27 protein-coding genes and 2 other annotated features are annotated in these 25,936 nt (G+C 37.1%); of the genes, 21 read left to right on the top strand and 6 right to left on the bottom strand.

The annotated features are described in order from the left end of the window. Positions 1 to 68: 68 nt before the first annotated feature. From AC1RFD_RS09775 to AC1RFD_RS09760, 4 genes are all read left to right on the top strand, one after another. Positions 69 to 1,700, top strand: coding sequence for a Na/Pi cotransporter family protein (locus tag AC1RFD_RS09775; RefSeq protein WP_279495591.1), 1,632 nt, complete (start codon positions 69 to 71; stop codon positions 1,698 to 1,700). A 62-nt stretch (positions 1,701 to 1,762) separates the two neighbouring features. Continuing rightward, positions 1,763 to 2,242, top strand: a complete 480-nt coding sequence (locus AC1RFD_RS09770) for a DUF456 domain-containing protein (RefSeq protein WP_004230999.1) — start codon at positions 1,763 to 1,765, stop codon at positions 2,240 to 2,242. Positions 2,243 to 2,417: 175 nt separating this feature from the next. Next, positions 2,418 to 3,023: a superoxide dismutase gene (locus AC1RFD_RS09765; protein ID WP_016995356.1), complete on the top strand. Its 606-nt coding sequence runs from the start codon at positions 2,418 to 2,420 to the stop codon at positions 3,021 to 3,023. A gap of 280 nt (positions 3,024 to 3,303) precedes the next feature. After that, the gene (locus AC1RFD_RS09760; RefSeq protein ID WP_048392244.1) at positions 3,304 to 5,508 is read left to right on the top strand and encodes a peptidoglycan D,D-transpeptidase FtsI family protein; all 2,205 of its coding nucleotides are present in this window, start codon (positions 3,304 to 3,306) and stop codon (positions 5,506 to 5,508) included. Positions 5,509 to 5,764: 256 nt separating this feature from the next. On the opposite strand, the gene AC1RFD_RS09755 is transcribed toward AC1RFD_RS09760, so the two are convergent. Next, on the bottom strand, positions 5,765 to 5,956 hold the full coding sequence (locus AC1RFD_RS09755; protein ID WP_009370174.1) for a hypothetical protein: 192 nt from the start codon (positions 5,954 to 5,956) through the stop codon (positions 5,765 to 5,767). A 243-nt stretch (positions 5,957 to 6,199) separates the two neighbouring features. Here AC1RFD_RS09755 and AC1RFD_RS09750 point away from each other — a divergent pair, with 243 nt between their 5' ends. The 9 genes from AC1RFD_RS09750 (at position 6,200) to AC1RFD_RS09710 (ending at position 15,126) form a co-directional block, all read left to right on the top strand. Beyond that, on the top strand, positions 6,200 to 7,174 hold the full coding sequence (locus AC1RFD_RS09750) for a PstS family phosphate ABC transporter substrate-binding protein (protein ID WP_004231003.1): 975 nt from the start codon (positions 6,200 to 6,202) through the stop codon (positions 7,172 to 7,174). A 64-nt stretch (positions 7,175 to 7,238) separates the two neighbouring features. Beyond that, positions 7,239 to 8,186 (top strand): phosphate ABC transporter permease subunit PstC, encoded by a 948-nt coding sequence (gene pstC, locus AC1RFD_RS09745; RefSeq protein WP_048392245.1) that lies wholly within the window; start codon positions 7,239 to 7,241, stop codon positions 8,184 to 8,186. A gap of 1 nt (position 8,187) precedes the next feature. Next, a complete protein-coding gene (gene pstA / locus AC1RFD_RS09740) occupies positions 8,188 to 9,066 on the top strand; it encodes a phosphate ABC transporter permease PstA (RefSeq protein ID WP_328024349.1) in 879 nt (292 codons plus the stop codon). Positions 9,067 to 9,078: 12 nt separating this feature from the next. Continuing rightward, positions 9,079 to 9,912 (top strand): phosphate ABC transporter ATP-binding protein PstB, encoded by an 834-nt coding sequence (gene pstB / locus AC1RFD_RS09735; RefSeq protein WP_112118240.1) that lies wholly within the window; start codon positions 9,079 to 9,081, stop codon positions 9,910 to 9,912. Positions 9,913 to 9,925: 13 nt separating this feature from the next. Next, positions 9,926 to 10,585: a phosphate signaling complex protein PhoU gene (gene phoU / locus AC1RFD_RS09730; RefSeq protein WP_048392248.1), complete on the top strand. Its 660-nt coding sequence runs from the start codon at positions 9,926 to 9,928 to the stop codon at positions 10,583 to 10,585. A 177-nt stretch (positions 10,586 to 10,762) separates the two neighbouring features. Next, on the top strand, positions 10,763 to 11,635 hold the full coding sequence (locus tag AC1RFD_RS09725; RefSeq protein WP_048392249.1) for a vWA domain-containing protein: 873 nt from the start codon (positions 10,763 to 10,765) through the stop codon (positions 11,633 to 11,635). A gap of 77 nt (positions 11,636 to 11,712) precedes the next feature. Then, the gene (locus tag AC1RFD_RS09720) at positions 11,713 to 12,783 is read left to right on the top strand and encodes a mechanosensitive ion channel family protein (RefSeq protein WP_054549135.1); all 1,071 of its coding nucleotides are present in this window, start codon (positions 11,713 to 11,715) and stop codon (positions 12,781 to 12,783) included. Between the two features lie 39 nt (positions 12,784 to 12,822). Further along, positions 12,823 to 13,033 (top strand) — a binding site (T-box leader). A 138-nt stretch (positions 13,034 to 13,171) separates the two neighbouring features. Further along, positions 13,172 to 14,557, top strand: coding sequence for an anthranilate synthase component I (gene trpE / locus AC1RFD_RS09715; RefSeq protein ID WP_054549136.1), 1,386 nt, complete (start codon positions 13,172 to 13,174; stop codon positions 14,555 to 14,557). Beyond that, entirely contained in the window at positions 14,554 to 15,126 is a 573-nt protein-coding gene (locus tag AC1RFD_RS09710; protein ID WP_054549137.1) for an anthranilate synthase component II, read from the top strand. Before trpE ends, AC1RFD_RS09710 begins: the two co-directional genes overlap by 4 nt. Positions 15,127 to 15,172: 46 nt before the next feature. On the opposite strand, the gene AC1RFD_RS09705 is transcribed toward AC1RFD_RS09710, so the two are convergent. Further along, positions 15,173 to 15,655 carry a hypothetical protein gene (locus AC1RFD_RS09705; RefSeq protein ID WP_054549222.1) on the bottom strand — a complete coding sequence of 161 codons (483 nt, stop codon included), beginning with the start codon at positions 15,653 to 15,655 and terminating at the stop codon, positions 15,173 to 15,175. Positions 15,656 to 15,658: 3 nt separating this feature from the next. Next, positions 15,659 to 16,111 carry a hypothetical protein gene (locus AC1RFD_RS09700; protein ID WP_231595624.1) on the bottom strand — a complete coding sequence of 151 codons (453 nt, stop codon included), beginning with the start codon at positions 16,109 to 16,111 and terminating at the stop codon, positions 15,659 to 15,661. Between the two features lie 150 nt (positions 16,112 to 16,261). Between AC1RFD_RS09700 and rpmG the strand changes: the two genes are divergently transcribed. From rpmG to tyrS, 5 genes are all read left to right on the top strand, one after another. Then, positions 16,262 to 16,411: a 50S ribosomal protein L33 gene (rpmG, locus tag AC1RFD_RS09695; RefSeq protein ID WP_008408521.1), complete on the top strand. Its 150-nt coding sequence runs from the start codon at positions 16,262 to 16,264 to the stop codon at positions 16,409 to 16,411. 112 nt (positions 16,412 to 16,523) lie between these two features. Beyond that, positions 16,524 to 17,117 (top strand): 5-formyltetrahydrofolate cyclo-ligase, encoded by a 594-nt coding sequence (locus AC1RFD_RS09690; RefSeq protein ID WP_048392254.1) that lies wholly within the window; start codon positions 16,524 to 16,526, stop codon positions 17,115 to 17,117. Continuing rightward, entirely contained in the window at positions 17,110 to 17,319 is a 210-nt protein-coding gene (locus tag AC1RFD_RS09685) for a YqgQ family protein (RefSeq protein WP_004231021.1), read from the top strand. The genes AC1RFD_RS09690 and AC1RFD_RS09685 overlap by 8 nt, the downstream gene beginning before the upstream one ends. 280 nt (positions 17,320 to 17,599) lie before the next feature. Next, a complete protein-coding gene (locus AC1RFD_RS09680) occupies positions 17,600 to 19,495 on the top strand; it encodes an LTA synthase family protein (RefSeq protein ID WP_048392681.1) in 1,896 nt (631 codons plus the stop codon). 255 nt (positions 19,496 to 19,750) lie between these two features. Further along, positions 19,751 to 19,992, top strand: a binding site (T-box leader). A gap of 140 nt (positions 19,993 to 20,132) precedes the next feature. Further along, positions 20,133 to 21,347 carry a tyrosine--tRNA ligase gene (tyrS, locus tag AC1RFD_RS09675; RefSeq protein WP_492474862.1) on the top strand — a complete coding sequence of 405 codons (1,215 nt, stop codon included), beginning with the start codon at positions 20,133 to 20,135 and terminating at the stop codon, positions 21,345 to 21,347. Positions 21,348 to 21,401: 54 nt separating this feature from the next. On the opposite strand, the gene AC1RFD_RS09670 is transcribed toward tyrS, so the two are convergent. Further along, complete coding sequence (locus AC1RFD_RS09670; protein WP_004231029.1) at positions 21,402 to 21,581, bottom strand: DUF2759 domain-containing protein; 180 nt, start codon at positions 21,579 to 21,581, stop codon at positions 21,402 to 21,404. Between the two features lie 169 nt (positions 21,582 to 21,750). Between AC1RFD_RS09670 and AC1RFD_RS09665 the strand changes: the two genes are divergently transcribed. Then, positions 21,751 to 22,395, top strand: a complete 645-nt coding sequence (locus AC1RFD_RS09665) for an MBL fold metallo-hydrolase (protein WP_048392256.1) — start codon at positions 21,751 to 21,753, stop codon at positions 22,393 to 22,395. 75 nt (positions 22,396 to 22,470) lie between these two features. Here the strand turns inward: AC1RFD_RS09665 and AC1RFD_RS09660 are convergent, their stop codons facing one another. After that, a complete protein-coding gene (locus AC1RFD_RS09660) occupies positions 22,471 to 22,713 on the bottom strand; it encodes a DUF2626 family protein (protein ID WP_004231035.1) in 243 nt (80 codons plus the stop codon). 117 nt (positions 22,714 to 22,830) lie between these two features. Then, positions 22,831 to 23,541, bottom strand: coding sequence for a helix-turn-helix transcriptional regulator (locus AC1RFD_RS09655; RefSeq protein ID WP_048392257.1), 711 nt, complete (start codon positions 23,539 to 23,541; stop codon positions 22,831 to 22,833). A 327-nt stretch (positions 23,542 to 23,868) separates the two neighbouring features. Between AC1RFD_RS09655 and comGA the strand changes: the two genes are divergently transcribed. Both comGA and comGB read left to right on the top strand, forming a co-directional pair. Then, positions 23,869 to 24,888 carry a competence type IV pilus ATPase ComGA gene (comGA, locus tag AC1RFD_RS09650; RefSeq protein ID WP_492474861.1) on the top strand — a complete coding sequence of 340 codons (1,020 nt, stop codon included), beginning with the start codon at positions 23,869 to 23,871 and terminating at the stop codon, positions 24,886 to 24,888. Then, entirely contained in the window at positions 24,863 to 25,936 is a 1,074-nt protein-coding gene (gene comGB, locus AC1RFD_RS09645) for a competence type IV pilus assembly protein ComGB (protein ID WP_048392259.1), read from the top strand. Before comGA ends, comGB begins: the two co-directional genes overlap by 26 nt.

Here is a 25,936-nt window from a genome sequence, read left to right as displayed (position 1 = left end):
TTTTTGTTTGGAATCATTTAATGATTAGAACGAGGGTAGTAGAGATGTAGGAATTGGAGCGAAAACAATTGACAATAGATTGGCAAAGCATTCTCTTTCAGTTTTTAGGCGGACTAGGGGTCTTTTTATTTTCCATTAAATTCATGGGGGATGGGCTTCAAAAATCAGCGGATGATCGGTTACGTGAATGGTTAAATCGCTTTACCACAAACCCTGTTATGGGTGTCCTGGTAGGTATATTTGTAACAATTTGCATACAATCAAGTTCTGCCACAACAGTCATCACTGTAGGGTTAGTGAGTGCTGGTTTTTTAACACTGCGTCAAGCAATCGGCGTCATTATGGGGGCAAATATTGGTACAACTATTACAGCATTTATTATTGGTATTAATATTGGACTCTATTTTTACCCTTTATTGGCAATTGGGGCAGCCTGTTTATTTTTCTTAAAGAAAGCAACGTATCAACATATTGGTCAGATTCTATTTGGCTTTGGCGGTTTATTTTTAGGGCTAGAGTTGATGAGTGCTAGTATGCAGGCGTTACACCAGCTTGCAGATTTTGCATCGTTAACGCTTCATTTAAGCAATCAACCGATATTAGGCATATTTTTAGGAACCATTTTCACATTACTTGTGCAAAGCTCTACCGCAACGGTGGGGGTATTGCAAGGTTTATATGCAGAACAATTAATTGGTTTAAATAGTGCCTTACCGATATTGTTTGGGGAAAATATTGGCACGACCATTACAGCTGTTTTAGCTTCTCTTGGTGCTTCTATTTACGCTAAGCGTGCAGCAGCGGCTCATGTATTATTTAATGTGATTGGAACGATTATTTTCATGTTATTGTTCACACCGTTTATGCAATATGTACAGTGGATCAGTGGCATATTTCATTTAGAGCCTCGCATGCAGATTGCCATTGCTCATGGCTCATTCAATGTCTTTAATATGATGATCCAACTACCATTTATTGCTGGACTCGCAGCCTTAGTTACAAAGCTATTGCCGGGACATGATGGCCATATCAATGTAACAACTAAGCATTTAGATCCTTCATTCATTGATTCCTCTCCTGCTATTGCGCTAGGTCAAGCTAAAGAAGAGGTATTACGCATGGGTGAACATGCATTGCGTGGGTTAGAAGAAACGTTTTTATATATGAAATCTGGAGAGACAGAGCATATTCCAACGGTGCTACAGCTAGAAGTCGGGCTAAATCATCTAGACAATGAAATTACTGATTATTTAGTAATGGTGTCTAAGCAGCCTCTTTCCCGTGCAGACTCTGTAAGACATCATACTTTATTGACAAATGTAAGGGATTTTGAACGAATTGGGGATCATTTTGAAAATATATTAGAGCTTTTACAGTACAAGGATCACCACGAGGTAAGCTTAAGTAAATCAGCGCGACAGGACTTAATAGGTATGTTTAGTTTAGCCATAGAGGCAGTGCGCAAAAGTATAGAAGCATTAGATACCGCTAGCTTAAGTTTAGCTCAAGAAGTAACAGAGCTAGAAAGCCTGATTGATGATATGGAAGATAAACTACGTCAAAAGCATATTGCCCGATTAAACACAAATGAGTGTAGTGGGGCTGCAGGAATTGTTTATATGGATATCGTTAGCAACCTAGAGCGTATAGGAGACCATGCAGTAAATATTGCAGATTCTATTTTAGGCATTCGTCATTAATGAAACTTTTCACTTTGTTATTTCGTATGAAAGGCAATGCACGTTAAAAGGAGAGAATCTTTATGGAAGTTGTTGGCTGGATCTTAGTGATTGCCTGCTTTATTATTTCATTTATTGGTTTAGTATATCCAATTATTCCCGGAGTACTGTTTTTAGTCGGTGGGTTTTTGCTCTATGGCTTATTTTTCTCATTCGCAGAGCTAAGCTGGTGGTTTTGGGTCATTGAAATACTATTTGTCGTGTTGTTATTTGGGGCAGATACTGTGGCAAATGCGTTTGGTATCAAAAAGTTTGGTGGTTCCAATGCTGGTATGTGGGGGAGCACCATTGGGTTATTAATTGGTCCATTTGTGATCCCTGTGGCAGGGATTTTAATTGGACCATTTTTAGGGGCTGTGATTGCGGAACTAATCGTTGAGAAACGTACATTTAGTGAGGCAGTGAAAAGTGGTGTAGGTTCTTTAATTGGCTTTTTGACATCTACTGTTGTCAAGGCTGTTATTCAAATTGTTATGATTATTGTATTTTTTATCGCCATTTAATGCCTTTCTTTTAAGGTTTAGTGTGTGAGAGAAAAGGGTAAGATAGTAAACATATCGGTATTTCGGTCAAAAGGCTGAAATCTTCAAATTGAAGTATTTTTCGTTGAATGGTTTGACCAATTTTGATAATCTAAGGATGTACTAATTATTTCTTATTTTAGGGAGGAACTTAACAATGGCTTACGAATTACCACAATTAACTTACGCTTATGACGCATTAGAACCACATATCGATGCAAAAACAATGGAAATTCACCATTCTAAACACCACAATACTTATGTAACAAACTTAAACGCAGCAGTAGAAGGTACTGAATTTGCAGAAAAAGACATTAACGACTTAATCGCAAACCTAGATGCTCTTCCAGCTGACAAACAAACTGCTGTACGCAACAACGGTGGCGGACATGCTAACCATACATTATTCTGGGAAGTAATCGCTCCAGGCGGTTCAAATACACCAGTTGGTGAAGTAGCAAAAGCAATCGATGCTAAATTCGGTTCTTTCGACGCTTTCAAAGAAGAATTTGCTAAAGCTGCTACAACTCGCTTTGGTTCAGGTTGGGCTTGGTTAATCGTTGATGGTGACTCAGTTGCTGTTACGTCTACTCCAAACCAAGACTCTCCAGTAATGGAAGGGAAAACTCCAGTTTTAGGCTTAGATGTATGGGAACATGCATACTACCTAAACTACCAAAACCGTCGTCCAGATTACATCGGTGCTTTCTGGAACGTAGTAAACTGGGATGTAGTAGAAGCTAAATTCCAAGCTGCAAAATAATAACGAATAATTGGCTGTGCCTAAAGTGAGCAATCACGGAGGCATAGCCTTTTTTTGTTGGATAAAACAGCAAATTAAGGGATAGAATCTGAAAATATCAGGATAATGAAGACGAAATATAAGGAGAGCGTGAAATAGGGCAACCTTTCTCCATAAAGTACCGTCAAATAAATGATGTTTTACATAAGAAATCGAAAGTGCGTGCTTTTCTGTCATACCTTCGAATGGTATACTAGGTATCGTGTATTGAAATGATCAGAAGATGAGGAGGGGAATACATATGCGCAAAGCACCTGGAAAAAATCGCGCGGCGAGTGTTAAAGCAAAACATCATTCTAACTTAACATTTCGTATGAATATCCTTTTCTTTGCAATATTTATCGTATTTTCAATGTTAATTTTTAGACTTGGCTATATGCAAATCGTCAAAGGGGAAGATTATGTACGTATTTTAGAGCGTACAGAAGAAGTTCCTGTCAACACAAGTGTACCAAGGGGACGCATGTATGATCGTTACGGTCGTATTTTAGTGGATAATCACCCGGAAAATGCCATTACGTATACGAAAATGCAAACGACCACAACAGAGGAGATGCTTGATATCGCGAAAAAGCTGGCACAGTTAATTGAACAGCCAACAAAGCGTGTCACATTGCGTGATAAACAGGATTTTTGGATATTACAAAATCACGATGCTGCCTATGAAAAAGTCACAGAGGCAGAAAAAACAAAAATTAATGCACAAGAAAATATTACAACAAGTCAAATTAATGCAGAGATTGATAAACTGGTACGGGAACGTATCACAAACGAAGAACTTTTACAATTAACAGAGGCAGATTTAGAGGTATTAGCGATTTATCGTGAGATGGTGTCTGGCTATAATCTATCTCCTCAAATTATTAAAAGTGAAAATGTATCAGCTGATGAATTTGCTCGTGTATCTGAGCGTTTAACTGAACTACCAGGTGTTAATACAACAACAGACTGGAAACGTGTCAAATTATCATCTTTATCTATTCTTGGACGTACAACGGTCCCAACAAAAGGGATACCAAAAGAGAAGCTCAATTACTATTTAGCACGTGACTACTCACGTAATGACCGTGTGGGAGAAAGTTACATTGAAGCACAATATGAAGAATTACTACAAGGTCAAAAAACAGTCGTCAAAAATATTACCAATAAAAAAGGTCAAGTAGTCGATACAGTCACAACCTATGAAGGGGAGCCAGGTAAAGACTTAATCCTTTCATTGGATAGTGAGCTGCAGGCTGAAACGGATAAGATTGTTGAAGAAGAACTGCTTAACTTAAAGGCACTTCCAGGCTCCTATTTATTAGACCGTGCCTTCCTTATTATGATGGATCCAAATACAGGCGATATTTTATCGATGGTAGGTAAGAAAATAGAAAAAAATCCCGAGACAGGGCAAAATGAAGTCATTGACTATGCATATGGATCGTTTACAACAGCCTATGAGGCAGGTTCATCTGTTAAAGCAGCAACAGTCCTCACTGGCTACAATCAGGATGTTATTTCGATGGGTACTTCAATGGGAGACGAGCCGATTATATTAGCTGGCACGGACCCGAAAACGTCTATTTTTAACAGGGCTGGATATATCCCGATGAATGACTTGTTAGCATTAGAACGTTCTTCCAACTCCTATATGTTTAAAATTGCGATGCTGCTTAATGGAACCCCTTATAGTTATGGTATGCCATTACGCTTAAAGGACGATACGTTCTCAAAAATGCGTAATAATTATGCGCAATTTGGTTTAGGTGTGAAAACAGGCATTGATTTACCAAATGAATTTAGCGGAGTGCGTGGTCCATCAGGTCCAACAATGGGTGGTAAAACACTTGACTTGGCGATTGGTCAGTATGATACGTATACACCACTTCAACTTGCACAATATATTTCAACAGTTGCCAATGGTGGCTATCGTATTCAGCCACATGTTGTGAAAGAGGTTCGAGACCCATCACAGGATGGGAAGCAATTAGGGCAGTTAGTAACAGAAGTAGGTCCAACTATTTTGAATCAAATTGATAATCCTAAAGAAGAGATCGATTATGTAAAGCAAGGGCTACGTCGTGTATATACTGGTTCACATGGTACAGCACGAGCACAATTTGCCGATACTCCATATACAGCTGCAGGGAAAACAGGGACAGCAGAGGTAGTGTATTATGGTCCGTTACGTGAGCACTACGGCACAAATACGATTAATTTAACGCATGTTGGCTTTGCCCCATATGAAAATCCTGAAATTGCCTATGCAGTTGTGATCCCATGGGTTAATACAAATTTAGCGCCACACTACTATCAAAATAATGTCATTGCTAGACGTTCTTTAGATAAGTATTTTGAATTAAAAGCAAAATATCAAGCTGAAAAAGTAACTGATAGCAATGTAAAACAGCCAATTTTACCAGCGATTACGGAAGAAAAAATTGGAGAGAATGAGCAGGAATAAAGGGTATTGGATATGCGCTAATACAAAACGGATTTGGAAAAATTATTTTCCAAATCCGTTTTATTTTTACTTTTTTATGAATTTTGAATGATGTTAAGCTAATTCTTAAGTAAATATGGAATGTATACGAAATGCGCAATTCAGAGGTACTTGTCAAAATTGCTGATGAACTGAATCAGTTGTGAAATTTAAACTTAACTAAGTAGTGAAAGGGGCGTTTGCATAGCAAAACACCCCTTTCAGATATTTAGTGCCTTTATGCGGATAATTGCTGAATGGCTAATTCAAATTGCTCTCTTGGTTTTACCCCATAAAGTTCTATATTGTTATAGAAATAAGAAGCAAGCATAAAATCAATCGCCTCTTGAAGTGTGTAGTCCCGATGTTCCATTACTAATGATAAATATGTTTTAAAATAATCGACATTTTGTACTTTTGCATGTTTCATGACAAAGGTCAAACTCTCCTTATCATTAAAATAAATATTTCCTGACACAATTGCTTATTATAACACCTTTCCTATAGGAAGCAAGTTTCCCCTATTGTAAATTCATCTTTACAAACGTTTACAAAGCATTACATTCCTTTACATCTCTTTTACGAACCGTTTATACGACTTCAACAATCAGTCATTATAGTAAAGATTGTAAGACAAATAACTATAAAACAGTTCATGACGGAGGCAAATGAGATGAAAAAGTGGAAGTACTTAACGATGACAGCGGTAATGGGTTCTGCATTAATGCTAGGTGCATGTGGTAGCGATTCTGCACAAAACGGAAACAATACAGAAACGAACGCACCAGCAAGCTCAGGACAAGAAGCTGCTGATGAAAAGCTACAAGGGTCTGTAGCTGGAGATGGCTCATCAACAGTAGCACCAATCATTGAGGCAGTTGTTGAAGAGTATGCAGGTACACAACCAGATGTCAAAGTATCAGTGGGGGTTTCTGGTACTGGTGGTGGTTTTGAAAAATTCATCGCAGGTGAAACAGACTTTTCAAATGCATCTCGTAATATAAAAGATGAAGAGAAAGCGAAATTAGAAGAAGCGGGCATTGATTTTACAGAGCTAGCTTTAGCATATGACGGTTTATCAGTAGTCGTGAACCCAGAAAATGATTGGGCGAAGGACTTAACGGTAGAACAACTACAAAAAATTTGGATTGAAGATGGGACAGAGAAAAAATGGTCTGATATTGATCCATCATGGCCAGATGAAAAAATCGTTTACTATTCACCAGGTACTGATTCAGGCACATACGATTACTTTGATGAAGTGATTTTAGATGGAGCAGATCTAGTAAGCTCAGCAACATTATCAGAGGATGATAATATGCTAGTGCAAGGTGTAGCTGGTGATAAAAATGCGATTGGCTTCTTCGGTTATGCTTACTACCTTGAAAATAAAGATAAATTAAACATTGTCAAAGTAAATGGCGTAGAGCCAACAAATGAAACAATTGAAGGTGGCGAATATACACCACTTTCACGTCCATTATTCACATACGTAAAAAATAGTGCAATGAAGGACAATGAAGCAGCATATGACTTCATTAAATTTACACTTGAAAACGCAGGCGATATGGCTGAAGCAGTGGGCTATGTTCGTTTACCTGAAGAAAAATATACTGAAGGCTTAAAAACTTTAGAAGGCTTAAAATAAGAAGACATGCATAGAGGGGAAGAGATGTATGCTCTTTCCCTCACTTATTTGAAAGGAGCTCCCAATGGTTTCTCAAAAGGAAGATAAGACATCATCTGTGCAGCAATTAATTGCAAATTCGCGCAACCAAAAAACAAAGAAAATAGTGGAAAAAGCCATGCCAGCTCTATTATTTTCTGCAGCTATTATTTCGATATTAACAACATTTGGCATTGTTTTCACCCTTATTTTTGAAACGTTTGAATTCTTTAAACGTGTGTCGATTACGGATTTCCTTTTCGGTACTAAATGGTTACCGTTTTCAGGTAACGAACCGTTATTTGGGATACTGCCATTAATCGCTGGTACATTAAAAGTGACACTTATTGCAGTTGTAGTAGCTGTACCATTTGGAATTGCTTCAGCTATCTATTTAAGTGAATATGCAAGTGAGAAAACACGACGTACAGTGAAACCTATTTTAGAGGTATTAGCAGGTGTGCCAACAATTGTTTATGGCTTCTTCGCTTTAACATTTGTCACACCAGTTTTACAAGAAATTGTACCTGGACTCAAACTATTTAATGCATTAAGTCCTGGTATTGTTGTAGGGATTATGATTTTACCAATGATTACATCTCTTTCAGAAGATGCCATGTCATCTGTACCAAATAGTATGCGTGAAGGAGCCTTAGCTCTAGGTGCGACGAAATTTGAAGTAGCAATCAAAGTAGTATTACCAGCTGCGCTTTCAGGGATTGTCGCTTCTGTTGTGTTAGCTATTTCCCGGGCAATTGGAGAAACAATGATTGTATCGCTTGCAGGTGGTTCAACACCGAAATTTGACCTCAATGTGACAGACTCTATTCAAACAATGACTGCATACATTGTACAGGTTTCAACTGGTGATGCGGGTTATGGTACAACTATTTATTACTCAATTTATTCAGTAGGATTTACACTATTTATCTTTACTCTAGTAATGAATTTACTTGCTCACTATATTTCGAAACGCTTCAGGGAGGTTTACTAGCATGCGCTATATGGATGACACAGTCGTCATGAAACGAATGACAAAGCGTATTACAGCAAATAAAGTTTGGAAAAGTCTCTTTTTCTTAGCTACTACGTTTGCACTTGTTGCTTTAGCTATTTTACTGTACCGCATTGTGACACAGGGGATTGATTACTTAAATATCGATTTCTTGACGAATTTTGCATCACGATTTGCGGATAAGGCAGGTATCAAAGCTGCTTTAATCGGTTCGCTTTGGTTAATGGCAGTTGTAGCACCAGTATCGATTATTTTAGGAGTTGGTACTGCGATTTATTTAGAGGAGTATGCCAAGAAAAATAAAATAAATGACTTTATTCGCATGAATATATCGAATCTAGCAGGTGTTCCTTCCATTGTTTTTGGATTACTTGGATTAACTATTTTTGTACGTATGATGGGTCTAGGAAAAAGCATTTTAGCTGCTGGCTTTACAATGAGTTTGTTAATTTTACCTGTTATCATTGTAGCGGCTCAAGAGGCTATTCGTGCAGTGCCAAACGAACAACGTGAAGCTTCATATGGCATGGGTGCAACGAAATGGCAAACGATTTTGCGTGTTGTATTGCCAGCTGCCATTCCAGGTATTTTGACAGGAAGTATTTTAGCCTTGTCTCGTGCCATTGGAGAAACAGCTCCACTAGTTGTAATTGGAATTCCAGTTATCCTCCAGTTTTTACCGAATGGTTTACTGAGTCAATTTACAGCATTACCAATGCAAATCTATGATTGGGCAAAACGACCACAAGAAGCCTTTCAATACGTAGCAGCCGCAGGTATTTTAGTGCTTATGACAGTGCTGCTACTAATGAATTCGATTGCCATCTATATCCGAAATAAATTCCAAAAACGTTATTAATGAGGTGACCTTATGGTAGTAGATTTTAAAGAGGAAAAAACAATTGTCAAACGGAACCAGGCAACGACTAAGCCTATAGCAGATGTGGCGAAAAATATTGTCTATGATACACGCAATTTAAACTTATGGTATGGTGATCATCATGGTTTAAAAGATGTTAATTTAAGCATCTATGAAAATGAGGTAACGGCTATTATTGGACCATCTGGCTGTGGGAAATCTACGTATCTAAAAACATTAAACCGCATGGTTGAACTTGTACCAATCGTACGTACATCAGGAGAAATTTTATATCGTGAGCGAAATATTTTAGATAAAAACTATACGGTAGAGGAATTAAGAACACGTGTAGGTATGGTATTCCAAAAGCCAAACCCGTTTCCAAAATCCATTTATGATAACATTGCCTATGGACCAAGAATTCATGGCATTAAAAATAAAAAAATTCTCGATGAAATTGTGGAGAAATCATTAAGAGGGGCAGCCATTTGGGACGAGGTAAAAGACCGTTTGAATCAAAATGCCTACGGATTATCAGGTGGTCAGCAACAACGTATTTGTATTGCACGTTGCTTAGCTATTGAGCCTGATGTCATCTTAATGGATGAGCCAACATCTGCCTTAGATCCGATTTCTACGTTGAAAGTGGAAGAGCTGGTTCAAGAACTGAAAAAGGATTATTCCATTGTCATCGTGACACATAATATGCAGCAAGCGGCACGTATTTCTGATCGTACAGCATTCTTCCTAAGTGGAGAGGTTGTCGAATACGATAAAACGGATGTTATTTTCCAAACACCAGCAGATCAACGTACAGAAGACTATATTTCGGGACGTTTCGGCTAAGGAGGAGCAATGAATGATCGTACGTGAACGTTTTGAACAAGAGTTAAAAGAGGTACAGGGACAATTTCTTGCAATTGCTAATAGCAGTATCCTTGCATTAAAAACAGCTTTTGAAGCATTGGTAGAGCAGGATTTAGAAAAGTCTTTGAAAATTTTGGAGGACGATTTAATCATTAATCGCCTTGAAGAAGAAATTAATGACCATGTGATCCTAATGATTGCCAAGCAACAACCAGTAGCAACAGATTTACGCCGTCTCATGGTTCTCGTAAAGGCAGCTTCAGATATGGAAAGAGTAGGGGACTATGCGGTTAATATAGCTAAAGAAGCAATTCGAATTGGTAAGGAGCCGATGATATTCCCAATAACAAATCTCCAAACCATGTGCAATAAAACAGTAGAAATGCTAGAGAGCATCATGAAGGCCTTTACTGAGGAAGATACGGTACGCGCTAAAGAGATTGCAGAGTTAGATGATTACGTGGACGATTTATACGGGGCAACGATCACCCTTTTACTCCGTGCTGGGGTAGAAAACCCCTCCCATATTTCACAGATTACGCACCTAACATTTATTTGCCGCTATTTAGAGCGTTCTGCTGATCATGCTACAAATATTGCTGAACATCTATTTTACTTAGTAAAAGGCAAACATTATGAATTAAATAATTAAGAAAGAAGAGCTGCGTTTTAGCTCTTTTTTTCATTTGCAGAAAAAAATCTCCTGAAGCAGCAACATTGTCTTTGGCTGTAGCGTCTTTATAGCAAGCGTTTTTGTATTGTCAAAAATTTTTTTTGGTTATACTATAGACATTATCCAAAAAATGTGGTGCTTAGGAGGTGCTGCTACATGAAAGATGCAATTGAATCCCTCATCAAGCAATTTGACAAGCAGTTGACAATAGAACAACTTGACTATTTACGTTTTCTCTATGAAAACCTACATATAGAGGAGTTAAGTGAAGGGGAACAACATTATTTTATCGATTATTTTTTCAAGAGTGAGCCATTACGAAATATGGCAGCATTTGCTCTGGAATTGACGGATATCATGCATGAAATCCAAGAGAATATTCCTGCTATTGAGAAGGCAGAACGCTTAGCAAATGGCAAAGAACAACGCCAGTATTATGAACGAAAATGGTCAGAGCTTAGACGTCAAAAGCTTAAGCAACAGACAACGAAAAGCGGCAATATTTACTATGTACCCTTTCATGATTATCAACAAGACCCTGGCCCGATGATTATTTGTTTAGAACAAACGACAGGAATGGCCGCTTATTCTGAGATTTGTAAAAGTATGATTTTAGCGTTATTTATGAGTGCACATCGAGAAGGCCGTGATTTATACATTGTACCGTATGATCGGCAAATTCATGTCCACTACCGCTTTGAAAATGGTCATTTAAATTTAGCTGATTTTAAAAGTTTTATCGAATATAAGGCAAAGGGAGAGGCAGCCATTTTACCTGTTTTACAATTTGTGAAAGCATTGCTACAGGAAAATCAATTAGGTACAGAAGCAGATGTCATTATTTTTACAGAAGGAGCACCTATTGATGGGCAGCATCTCGTTGGCAAGCAAGCAAAAATGATGCTAAAGGAAATGAAGCAAAAATATCATGCTGAATTTTCGGTAATTGCCATGCATGAACATAACTTTAATAAACAGCAATTTTGGTTTGCTAGTAAGGCTTTTTTTGCAGATGATGCCATACAATAACAAGAACGGGGCTAACCATTACAGAAGGTCGGCTCCTTTTTGCTGGCGATACATAGGTAGTTATAAAGGAGAAATACATGGATTCATTACATTGGTTATTACCTAAATTTACAGTCCCAACCTGGCTAGATGGCTTAATTGCTGTCATTATTTGTTTAGTCGGGTGGCTTATTCAACGATTCATCATCAAAAAAATTATTCATCGTGTTGTACTATTTTTAAAAGATCGTCAGCGCAATTTCCAAGCAAATGTACTGGCTCAATTTAGTAAAGCAATTGGCTATGCCTTTATGACGACTGTCATTGTGCTAAGCTTATCTTATTTAATAAAAGTCCCTTTATTTACACATCCATCAACAAAGAATTTTGTATTGTCTATTATGGTGTTTTTTGCTTTTAAAGGGATTTACGATGTTTTGAATTTTTATACGAAACAACCATTTGAATTAACAAGCGAAGAGGATCAGAATGTTTTACTACCGTTTTTTCTACGAATCGGTAAAGTACTTATCATGATTTTTGCTATGTTTACGATTGCTTCCTTTTGGGATTTTAATCTGAATGGCTTTTTAACTGGAATCGGCTTAACGGGTGTGGCGATTGCCTTTGGGATTCGCGATACACTAGCGCATGTATTTGGTGGCATGTCCGTAGCTTTAGATAATCCATTCCAAATAGGAGATTGGATTGCGACAGAGGATCAAAAAATTGAAGGAACGATTGAGGATATCAATTTAAGAAGTACGTTAATTCAAACAGGAGACAAAGGACTTGTGTATGTGCCGAACTCCTATTTAGTGAATCGCCCACTTTATAATTTATCTAAACGAGAAAAACGGAAATGTGAGCAATTTTTATATATCGCTGCTGCTAATAATGAGGAAGACATACGTAGCGCTTTAACGGCCATTCATAAGGAAATTTATTTACATGCTAAAACAGAGAAAGACATGATTCATGTATTTATAGATGAATTTCATCATGATTCGTATCGCGTGCTTGTTCGATTCTTTGTTGCCTCAAATGATACCGCTGTTATGCTGGAAGTGCGGCAGGATATTTTATTTGCCATTCGTCAAATAATGGAGGAGCTATCGATTACATTAGCTAGCCATCCTGAAGAAGAAAGTCTGCGAAATAAAAAATAAATTGAATTGTAAGATAGTTTGCTTTACAATATTACCAAGAAATCAGCTTTGATGAAGAGTAGTAGCTAGTACAATTTGTTATAGAGAGCTAGTGGTTGGTGAAAACTAGTACAAATGTTTAGTGAATGGACTTCGGAGCTCTAATCCTGAAAAAAGTACGGATTAGCGGATGCCTACGTTACAAGGCTTAGAGAGGGTTTTCCTATCAGGAGACCAATGAAGGTGGCACCACGGCTTTTCCGTCCTTTTGTGATGGAAAGGCCTTTTTATATTTTTTTCTTTAGACGGCAAATGTTTTAGCTGAATGAAGAGAAAGCCTTTAGCAGATTTCTGCTGCTAAAGATAGATGAGGTGTAGATGAGCAGAGCTTAGAGAAGGAGAGAAGAGTATGACAGTTGAGCTTAGAAAGTATGCTATGAAAGTATTACATGGGGATATGATGACCCCGATCTCTGTGTATCAATCACTGAAAGGGCAGCATAAAATGTTGTTCGAATCCTCAGCGAAACATGAGGAAAGTGGGCGATATTCCTTTATCGCCATCAATCCAGTGGCTGAACTAAAAGGAAACAATGAAGAATTCGTGTTTTCAAAAGGAGCAGAAAATGACAAGGCTAGAGGCAATGTGCTTGATCGATTAAAAGAACTAATACCCTTTCATAAAGAAAGCTATCCTTTTGCATTCTTTGGAGGAGCTATAGGTTTCTTTGGCTATGAAACAGCATTTTACACAGAAAAAATAGGTGACTATTTACAGGATGATTTAGCTATGCCTGATGTTCATGTTTTTTTCTATGATACATTTATTGTTTTTGATCATCTAACACAAGAAATTACACTAGCTTCGATTGATCTATTTCAGGATGGGCGTTCATTAGAGGAGATGGAAGCTGCTATTACAAGGATGGAGCAACAGCTTTGTGCAGGTACGACCTTTGAGGTATTAAAGGTGGATGAGCTACAGTTTAAGCCTATGATTTCAAAGGAACGATTTGTTGCTTTGGTGGAACGTGCTAAGCAGCATATTTTGAGAGGTGATATTTTCCAAATTGTGTTATCGCAACGTTTTTCTGCGCCGTTTACAGGTTCGCCGTTCTCGCTCTATCGTCAATTGCGCACGTCTAACCCATCACCCTATATGTTTTATATGGATTATGGTGACTATATTATTTTAGGAACATCTCCTGAAAGTCTTGTAAAAGTAAAAAATCGAAAAGTGACAACCAATCCAATAGCAGGTACAAAGCCGCGTGGCACGACAATAGAACAGGATGAAGCCATCGCAAATGCGCTATTAGTGGATAGCAAGGAAATAGCTGAACACCGTATGTTAGTGGATTTGGGTCGCAATGATCTTGGACGTATTGCAAAAGTGGGTTCTGTCAAGCTAACCAAATACATGAAAATTGAGCGCTATAAATATGTGATGCATATGGTATCTGAGGTTATTGCCGAATTGCGAGATGACCTCCATGTACTGGATGTACTTCGTGCTTGTTTACCTGCTGGTACAGTGTCAGGGGCACCAAAAATTCGGGCCATACAATTGATTAATGAATTAGAACCAGTAAAACGTGGGGTGTATGCGGGAGCAGTAGGCTATATTTCGACAACTGGTGATATGGACTTGGCCCTCGCGATTCGCACGATGCTCATTAAGGATCAAAAGGCACATGTACAAGCAGGAGCAGGTATTGTTTATGATTCGATTCCATTGTCAGAATATGAAGAAACACTGAATAAGGCACGTGCCCTATTGGAGGTAAAAAAATGATTCTAATAATAGATAACTACGATTCTTTTACCTATAATTTATTTCAACAAATCAGTATGCTTGGAAAAAGCGTCAAGGTTGTACGGAATGATGTCATTACTATAGAAGAAATTCAAAAACTATCGCCAGAAGCCATCATTTTATCACCAGGGCCAGGAACGCCAAATGAAGCAGGGATAACGATAGAGGTCATCAAGGAACTCTATCAAAAATTCCCTATTTTAGGTATTTGTCTAGGGCACCAATCGATAGGTCAGGCTTTTGGCGCAAATATTGTACAGGCAAAAAATATTATGCATGGAAAGCTGTCCCCATTACAATACGAGCAAACAGGTTTATTTGCCCAATTAGATGGGGATATCGAGGTTATGCGATATCATTCACTTATTATTGAAGAACAAACTTTACACAAGGATTTTAAAATACTCGCCACAGCAGGTGATGACGGAGAGATTATGGCCATTCAACATAAAGAATATCCTCTTTATGGGCTGCAGTTTCATCCTGAATCAATCGGCACAAAAGAAGGCAGTATGATGATGCAAGCCTTTCTAGAAAGTATAGCGTAATAAAAAAGCTGTCGCCTCATATATGAATGGGCGCCAGCTTTTTAAATTATTGTTTCTTGCCTGTAATTAAATTAGCTATTTCTTCTAAAGTCATGGAAGAATTGACCTCATAGGAGCCGATTTGTAAGCTTCTAGCATATTTAGGGTTAGCAAGTAGTAACTCCATTTCAACACTATTGGTAATAATGCCACCGTCTTCAAGTTTTTGGGCCACACTATACGGTGTGATACCACTATAGATTTGCAGAGACATCGTTGTTACATCTGTATACGCTTCTTTATCAGCTTGTTCAGATGCATCTGTTGTAGAAGTTTTTTCAGTCGTATGTACTTGCTTTAATTGATCCTTTAACGAGGCAATTTCTTGATTGGCCTTACTTAGTTTGTTTTGTAGTTCTTTTACCTGTTGTTGATTGGAAAATTCCTTAGTAGGAAGACCAATATTTACATCGAAGCGGTTTGCGAGTGCAAGCAATGCCCCAACAAGAAAAATGGCTATACCAAATGCACGAATGGCAGACTTATTCATCAATCAACGCCCCCCGTTTGCAATCACTTGCCGAACTTGCTCTTCTGTTAAATTTGAGCGAATACTAATATCTGCTACAGAAAGACCCTGTTTATTTAATTCAAGTACCTGACTAATAATAATTTGATGAATCGGTTTTGCTGGTGCTGTTGTTTGTCCAACTTTTGAACTCTGTGCAGCCTGTTGAACGGCCTGCATGACTTGGTGCACTTTAGGATCTTGACCTTTTGGAGGGATACTTGATTTTGATTTCACTTGGAACTCTGGCTCTAGTAAAAGTTCTTCCTCCACAATCTTAAGGCGACGTTTTAAATTATTCGTTTCTTGGAAGATGGAGATAGATAATTCTTCGACATCTTGTTCGATTTTTTTCGAGCTATTTTTGAAAAAGAACGAAACAATGATCAGAAAAATGCCAATACTCATTAATACGATGGATAAATCCAATAGTTTCACCTCAATGTAGTATGTAATTATAAGATATTTTACCATATGCAAACTTAATATGAAATGAAGGTAGATTTTTTTTCAGTTTATGTTATAATAGGTTAGTCGTATAAATCATGCTCAAATTTAAATTCTTGATATAGAGTGGGAGGGTTAATGATGCGCGTAAATATTACTTTAGCTTGCACAGATTGCGGCGAACGTAACTACATTTCTAAAAAGAACAAGCGTAACAATCCAGAGCGTCTTGAACTTAAAAAATATTGCTCTCGCGAGAAGAAATACACTCTTCACCGTGAAACTAAGTAATCGCTCATTAAGCCAAAACCACAAGTGGTTTTGGCTTTCTACATTTTATCACATCATTCAATGTAACAATTCCAGGAGGATATGAAGTTTTACGATATAGGAGGTAGCCTAGATGGATAAAACAACTTTACGAAACACGGTACGCCAAGCCCTTGCAACTATGACGGATGAAGACTATCATCGTCAATCATTAGCTGTGTTAAACAAGGTGCTACAGGAACCATATATAATAGAAGCAAATACAATTGGCATGACCATTTCAAATAAGCCAGAAGTCGACACAATTCTTATAATTGAGGAATTATGGAAACTAGGTAAAAAGGTCGCAGTTCCTAAATGTCACCCAAAAACAAGAGAAATGTCATTTTATGCCATTGAATCATTTGCACAGCTTGAAACTGTATATATGCATTTGCGTGAGCCCATTCCAGCAAAAAGTGAGTTTGTTGACGCAAATGAGATGGATATCATTGTTGTACCAGGCGTTGTTTTTGATCCATACGGTTATCGAATCGGCTATGGCGGTGGTTATTATGACCGCTATGTATTAAACTATAATAAGGGTAAGCTGATGTCGCTGCTCTTTGATGAGCAAATCATTGATTGTGTTCCTACTGAAGCACATGATTGCCCAGTAGATATCATTGTGACGCCCACAAAACGTATTGACTGTGTTGCACAACGAGGAGCGAATGAAAATGGATAAAATGCTAGATATTTATGAACTCTTGAAAACATATGGTACCTATATTTATACACGTGATCCTATTGGCGATTTGATGTTGATGGAGGATGAAATACGTGAGCTCTATAAAGCGAATGTACTAGATATAAAAGATTATCAAATGGCTCTACTGCTTATTCGACAAGAAACAACAAGACTTCGTATGGAAGAGCATAAAAAGTAATGTTTGAAATATAATGTAATTGGGTATTGTAAAATTAATGTAACATGTATGTAATATTCTTAAAAACAGTGGGTTTCCGCTGTTTTTATGTTTTTACGAAACTTTTTACAATGCAAAACGTATATATAGATATCTGGTGCATAGAAAGAGCAGGGAGAAAAAATTTTCCCTAAGATATGTGTTGATTATCTGTTAAAAAAGGATTAAGATATATTTTGTTTCCGTAACAAAATGTAAAAAATTATTATTTTTTTGTAAGGAAGTAGGGAGGATGTTAGGAATGAAATCAATAAAGTGGCCTAAACATTCATTTATGATACTAGCAATTATAGCAACTTGGATCAAAACGGTCATTGTTTACCACACAAGCTTTGAAATGAAAATTGAAAATGCAATGCAACAGTTTATTTTATTTATTAATCCATTAAGCTTCTTGCTATTTACGTATGGTTTATCACTATTCTTTAAATCAGCAAAAGCTAGAAATCGTTATTTGATTACGGTCAGCGTTATTTTGTCCATTGTTTTATACGGAAATGTAGCGTTCTATCGATTCTACAATGATTTTATTACGCTACCAGTATTATTCCAAACAAGTAACTTTAGTGACTTAGGAACATCAGTAGCAGCCATTGTTGAGCCTTGGGATGTATTATATTTCGTTGATGTCGTTATCTTAATCTTAGCGAATAAATTTTTACCAAAAATGAAAGATGCATTTAAAGTGAATATTGAATTCCGTCGTGCATTCTTTGTGCTTGCAATAGCAATGACATTCTTAAATTTAGGATTAGCAGAAACTGAGCGTCCACAATTACTAACACGTAGTTTTGACCGCGAATTATTAGTAAAAAACATTGGTACGTACAATTACCACTTGTATGACATTTATATTCAATCTAAATCATCTGCACAACGTGCGTTAGCCGATGGTAGTGAACTAGTAGAAGTGAACAACTATATACGTTCTAATCAGGCTGCTGTAAATCCAGAGATGTTTGGGAAATATAAAGGTCGTAACCTGATTGTGGTATCGATGGAGTCATTACAAAACTTTGTCATTAATAATGACATGAATGGTCATGAAATTACGCCATTCTTAAACTCTTTAACAAAAGATAAAGATACGTATTATTTCAGTAACTTCTATCACCAAACAGGGTTAGGAAAAACTTCTGACTCGGAGTTTATTGTTGAAAACTCACTGTTTGGTTTAGGTCGAGGTGCTGTATTCTTCACACATGGTGGAAATACGTATAATTCAATGGCTGAACGCCTTGGAGAAAATGGATACTTTACAAATGTCATGCACCCTAATAATAAATCATTCTGGAATCGTGACATGATGTATCAATCGTTAAAAATTAATAAATTCTACGATATAGATTCATATACTGTGGAAGAGGGGCAAGCTGTAAACTGGGGAATGAAAGATGTTCCATTCTTAGAGCAATCAGCTGCTTTAATGAAAGATATGCCTCAGCCATTCTACTCTAGACTTATTACTTTAACGAACCATTATCCATTTACATTGGATCCAGAAGATATTATGATTCCTGAATATGATTCAAATTCAGGTACATTAAATCGTTACTTCCAAACAGTACGTTACATGGATGAGGCTTTAAAAGACTTCTTCCAACAGTTAAAAGATCAAGGTGTCTATGATAATTCTATTATTGTGATGTATGGGGATCACTATGGTATTTCTGAGAACCATAATAAAGCAATGGCACAATATTTAGGAAAAGATCAAATTACACCAATGGATAATGCAATGCTTCAAGAAGTACCTTTATTCATCCACATCCCAGGAGCTGGCGATGGAAAAGAAATGACTGAGATTTCAGGACAAATGGATTTACGTCCAACGATCTTACACCTTCTTGGTGTTGAAACGTCAAAAGATATGCAAATGGGTGCAGATTTATTTTCTCCAGAGCATGAGGACTTTGTAGTCTTCCGTGATGGACGTTTTATTACAGATAAATACGTCTATGCTGGTGAAGCTTGCTATGACAAAGCAACTGGCGAAGAAATAGATGGTGAGCCATGTCAGTCTTATGCTGATCGTGCTACAATGGAGCTAGAAAATTCTGATGCCATCATTAATGGAGACTTACTTCGCTTCTATGACGAAAAAACAGGTAATTTAAAGCAGGATTCAGTTAAATAATCAAAGAGAGATCTCGTATAGGGATCTCTCTTTTTTATTGCTGATAAAAAAGAATTAGTCTCAAGCACTATTCATAAAATTTTTTTGTGAATCCTATGCTAAAGAAAACACCTTTCGCAATGTTTTACAACACTATGCAACGTGAATACACTTTATTGAACATTTCTTTTTATTGACAAATAGCAAGATACGATTATAATAAGTGTAAATATCTGCATAACGAAGATTTGTTTTTCGCATTTCGGAGTATAAGAGTGAAAGGCATCGAAAAGAACGAGTAACTTTAATGGAACTGACAGAGAGTAGCCGGTTGTTGAGAGGCGCAAGGGGATATTAAAGTGAATACATCTTGGAGCTGCGTACCGAAACTATAGTAGGCTACGACGGGGTTGCATCCGTAATCATTGCAAAAGTATCGCTATGGCTGTACTTGTTGAGGAGAGCTATGTGAATAGCTCTCGAAAAAAGGTGGTAACACGTTTATCTACGTCCTTTAGGAATTTCCTAAAGGCGTTTTTTTATGCCTTCTAAGCAAAAACGTGTAAAGCTATTAAAGCCTTGTAAACAAAATCGGTACCCCATTTACTCTTATAGAACTTGCAATATTAATATTTAATATTACAAGGAGATGTTTCGTATGTTTTTAACACCAAAGGAGCAAATAGCGATTATCAAGAAGGGTGCTAACAAGATCGTTGATGAACAGGATTTATTTGAAAAATTAGAGCGATCGTATAAAGAACAGCGACCTTTAACGATTAAGCTAGGGCTCGATCCGTCCGCACCAGATATTCATTTAGGTCATGCGGTTGTTCTACGGAAAATCAAGCAAATGCAAGATTTAGGCCATCATGCAGTTATTGTTATCGGTGATTTTACAGGACGAATTGGCGATCCTACAGGTAAAGCTAAGGGGCGAACAGCCTTAAATGACGATATAGTGAAGAAAAACGCCCAAACTTATTGTGAGCAAATTTTTAAAGTAATAGATCCGAACAAGACAACTGTTCGTTTTAATAGTGAATGGTTAGCGAAGCTGTCCTTTGAAGAAGTCATCAAGCTAGCAGCCACAACATCTGTTGCTCGACTTCTAGAGCGCGAGGATTTTCAGAAACGTTACCAGCAGCACATCCCAATTGGTATACATGAGTTTTTCTACCCACTTATGCAAGCATATGATTCAGTAGAACTTGAGGCAGATATAGAGTTAGGTGGAACGGATCAGACGTTCAATATTTTAATGGGACGCACCTTACAAAAGCATCGAGGATTAGAAAAACAAATTGCTATTTTTATGCCCTTACTAGAGGGGTTAGATGGTATTGAAAAAATGAGTAAGAGTTTAGGTAATTATATTGGCATCAATGAAGCACCTGAGATTATGTTTAAAAAGGTGATGGAAGTACCAGATACTTTAATTATCAAATATTTCGAATTAGCAACAGATGAGCATCCACTACAAGTGCAGGCTATTCAAGATAGACTACAAAAGGGAGAGAATCCCCGCGATTTGAAATTCCTATTAGCAGAAATTATAACGGCTTTATACCATGGATCTACAGCAGTGGAGGAAGCAAGAGCTTATTTTGAAGCAGCATTTCAAAAAAAGGAAATACCAAAAAACATTCCTATACTGCTCTTAGAAATTGATAAGGAAAGAATCGTGGATATCATTCCACAACTAGTGGCAATGGGTTTTATTCAAAGTAAGAGTGAGTTTTTGCGGTTAATCAAGCAAAAAGGAGTATCCTTGAATGGAGAAAAAATGGCGATGGATGACATATCACAAGTATTAATGAATAATGATGTTCTACAAATCGGCAAGAAGCGGTTTCTTCAATTCAATAAGTAATAATAGACAAAAAAGAGCAATCTCCGAAGAGACTGCTCTTTTTCTGTCTGAATTTTAGTGTAATTTTGGTGGGTAACCGCTGTGAACAATCGTCATGATGACGAACCATCCGAATACAGCAGCACTTAATAAGTTGAAAACAACGCTTAATAGGTTCTTTTCTTTAATTGCTTGGAATGTACCAAATACAGCTAAAATCGCTACTAGACCAAAAATAACCATTAATAAGTTCATTAAAAATAGACACTCCTTTCGACATCAGAAAATGAATGTCGCAAACAATATTCCTCCTTAATTGTAAACGTTCTACTTGTTTTTGTCGAGGACTAAAATACTGTAAACTATGAACATTTATCGTCAAATTGTGGCAAAGCCTGTATAATAAGAAGTTGAGGTGATAACTATGATGAACGTACGAAGTTATTCTCTTGGTCCCGTCCAAACGAATTGCTATATCGTATCGAATAAAGAAAAAGAATGTATCGTATTTGATCCAGGTGAAGAGGCGGAGCGTCTAATTAAAACAATCCGTAGCAACGGCTTAAAACCTCTTGCTATCTTTTTAACACATGCCCATTTTGATCATATAGGGGCAGTAGATGCAGTGCGTGAGGTATTTGACGTTCCTGTATGGATTCATGAAAAGGAAGTTAGTTGGCTAGCAGATCCAACGAAGAATGGCTCTAGTAAATATCCTGCATTACCAGATTATAGGGTAGCTGCACCAGCGCAAGATACAATTATCAAAAAAGAACAGCAAATTGAAATGAGTAATTTTGTGTTTCAAGCTGTTTTTACACCTGGGCATTCACCGGGGAGTATTTCTTATATCTTTGAAAATGACGGTTTTGCCATCGTGGGAGATACGTTATTTGAACAAGGTGTAGGACGTACAGATCTATTAGGTGGATCAACCAAAATTTTATTGGAATCTATCCATAATAAACTGTTGACATTACCTGAGGATACTATTATCTATCCTGGACACGGTAATTATACAACGGTAGGCGCAGAAATGGAGACAAATCCTTTTTTAAATGGATTTTAAAACATGGATAATAAACTGTTTTAGCACATAAAAAAGCGTATCTCACCGAAAGTGAGATACGCGATTTTGTTTGTATTAATGACCGCCACCAGGTACGTGAATGAATGTTGTATAGTACGTGAAGCCAGCGAAGAATACAGTTAAATATGCTCCGAAAATGTACATGTACATACGTTCTGAAAGGTTTAAGAAGCCTAATAATAAGAATAAACCTGTATTACCTAAGAATAATAGCGATACCTCGTTCATACCTCCAAGGTAGAACATAACGGCAAAAATACCTGTCCAGAATGCCATAACTTTATACATATTATCCATGAAATTTCCCCTCCTTTTGCCCACGACACAATAATCTCTTACTCATTATAAATGATATGAAAGGTGTCTGTAAACTGGAACTTCTCCATGTTTGTGACAAACAAATGGATTTTTAATCTAGCTATCGATTTCTGTCACGTTTATTTCATATTTACATAAATCGCAATTATGTATCATACTTTCCATTTGCACAAATTCATTGTTCGTAAACAATGCATCTAATTGCCCTTTTAAATAGGATTCATGTAATGAACAAACAATTTCAGAATAGGCTGTCAGTTGCTCCTGGAATGGACAATTGAAGATGGAGAAGATAACTTTTTTTCCTTGCTCAGTTTGTTGAATCTGTGGGATATAGCCAATTAAAGCGGCATTGTCCGTTAATAGCTGAAGTTTTTCATCGAAGGAAAGAGAATTACTTAATGTCAATTCAGCACTCATATAATTTTTCATTTGCTGGTAGCCGTCTTGGTAGCTAATTTCCTGGCACTTTGTTAATGCAGATGGACCAAAGTCTTCAATTAATTGTATCGTCCATTTTAATAAACGATCTTCATCACGTCTTGGAAAAGTAAGAGATACGCCTTTTTCTGAAGCTTTATAAACACGTCCAGGTCTGCCACCTTTACCTGTTTTTACATAGTCAGCTGTAATAATATTTATTTCTGAAAGCTTCGTTAAATGAAGTCGAGCAACGTTTGGATGGATACCAAATTTATCAGCAATATGTTGTACAGTAACTGTTTTTTTCTCTTGCAATATGTACTCATAAATAGAGTATCTTGTTTCATCCGCTAGTGTACTAGTAATTTTTAATGGATGGATCATGAGCTTCACCTCTTTAATTAATTATAAAAATTATGTTCGTCTACCAAGTGTTAGGAAAATAATCATGTTGATACTATTATATTGTATTATTGAAAAAGATACAGTTCATTTCGGCATAAATATTAATTTTTTCATGTATTTATATTCTTTTTTAGTGGAAAATTGCACTTTATCCACATTTTTATAGCAAAAAACATTATTGGCAGAAAATTAACTTATAAATTTTTATTTTCTGAAAAGGGCTTTTCTCGTGGCGAGTTCCTCCTTATACTAGGAAATAACGAATAGAGCGGTCATATTCGAATGAACTAAAAGAGAGGTGCATATATGCAGAATATTGAAACAGTTGTTGAACAAAAATGTGAGCAACTTTTACTAAAGGCCTATCATTTTGGAGCATCCGATTTATTGCTAGTTCCAGGAAACATAAAATATCGGATCTATTTTCGAAAATATGATAAACTTCTCCACGCTGGTGAGCTACCTCATGAACTTGCAGAAAGAATGATCTCTTACTATAAATTTCTTGCAGAATTAGATATTAGTGAGCGTCGTAAACCTCAAAGCGGTGCCTTTCAAAAGGCAATGGAGCAAAATTCTTATTCGTTTCGTGTATCCACACTGCCTTCTGTATTTTTAAAAGAAAGCTTAATTATTCGTTTACTTCTCCAAAATCATGCATTTCCACTAACTTCCCTAAGCTTTTCCAAAAGCGCAGCTTACCAACTCATGGAGCTGGTACAAAACCGACAAGGTCTTCTGTTTTTTACGGGAGCAACCGGCTCTGGCAAGTCTACTTCACTTTATTCCCTCATCCACTACTGTTCCACAGAATTGAATCGACATGTGATTTCTTTAGAAGATCCTGTAGAAAACAGCCAAGCCAATTTACTTCAAATTCAAGTCAACGAGCGAGCAGGCGTTACATATGCTGCAGGATTAAAAGCCATTTTGCGCCATTCACCTGATGTCATTATGATTGGTGAAATTCGCGATAGAGAAACAGCAAATATTGCCATCCAAGCCTCTCTAACAGGGCATTTAGTTGTCTCCACTATTCATGCAAAAGACTCCATTAATTGTCTCTATCGTTTAATGGATTTAGGTGTGTCGATAGAGGAGCTTCGTCAAACGGTTATCGGTATAGTTGCCCAAATGCTTGTTCAAACCTCAGCTATACATGAAGAACGTCGAGCTGTCTATGAGATATTACATGATGACCATCTATCAAGAGCCATCGCCGCCATCAAAGATAAGGGCAATTACAAACTTCCTTATGATTTAACATTAATGGGACAAAAAGAATTAGTGGAGAGCCTATATGCAGTTACAAACATACATCGATAAAATTGTTCTTTTTTATAATCGGGCTACGAAATGGCGGGTAAAGGAGCAAGCTCAGCTTTTCAATCGTTTATGTGTATTAATGCAGGAAGGATATTTATTTCCCCAAGCTATTTCCATGCTACTACCTCATCATATTGAAGCACATGAGGACATACAGCAGCAAATTGATGAAAAGCTCAGACAAGGAGTAGGCGTTGCAGGGATATTTGAAACATTACAGCTAGGGAATCATTATTTAATGGCAATTAAGGTGGCGGAAAACAATGGCCACATGATAGAAGCATTTAAAGGTGTAGCTAAACAGATAACAGTAAGTGAAAAGACTAAAAAAAAGTTAATCAAGCTGCTGATCTATCCTGTCACACTGATTATCTTTTTATTGTTATTATTTTTTGTGTTTCGTACATTTTTTTTGCCGAACATTGAAAGAATGGTCGGCAGTCGTACCTCTGAAACAGAAGAGACAAGCATTGCATTGTCCAATCTGTTATTGCATGTTCCAGATGTAGTTATCTCGACCATGTTCATAGTAATAGGTAGCGTATTCCTTTTTCGATTCTATCTTAAACGACAAGCTGTTGCTCATCAACTTACAGTCTTATTAAAAATCCCCTTTATACAACGCTATTTTAGGTTGACTTTGACAAGGCAATTTGCTGCTTATTTAGGAAGCTTACTACAAAGTGGATTTTCATTACAAGCAAGCCTACAGCTATTAGAGGAACAGCAACTACAACCATTTCTTCAAGTTCTTTCACAGCGTATAAAAGATAGAGTCATCTTTGGGGAATCACTCACACACGCGGTAACGATCATGGCCGTTTTTCAAAAGGATTTTCCGATGTTCGTTGAGCATGGCGAGCACAGCGGATATTTAGGAAAAGAGTTAGTATTGTATAGCGATTTATTAATGGAAAAGCAGGAACAGCTTTTGCAAAAAATATTAGCTTTTGTGCAGCCAAGTTTCTTTATCCTTATAGCTGCTTGTATAATAGCGGCTTATATCAGTTTATTATTACCCATCTATCACATGATTGAATTAGTTTAG

This window comes from Lysinibacillus sp. GW823-FHT02G10, from assembly GCF_058797135.1.
Note: the sequence above shows the minus strand (reverse complement) of the source record. Positions and strands in the feature narration are given on the sequence as shown.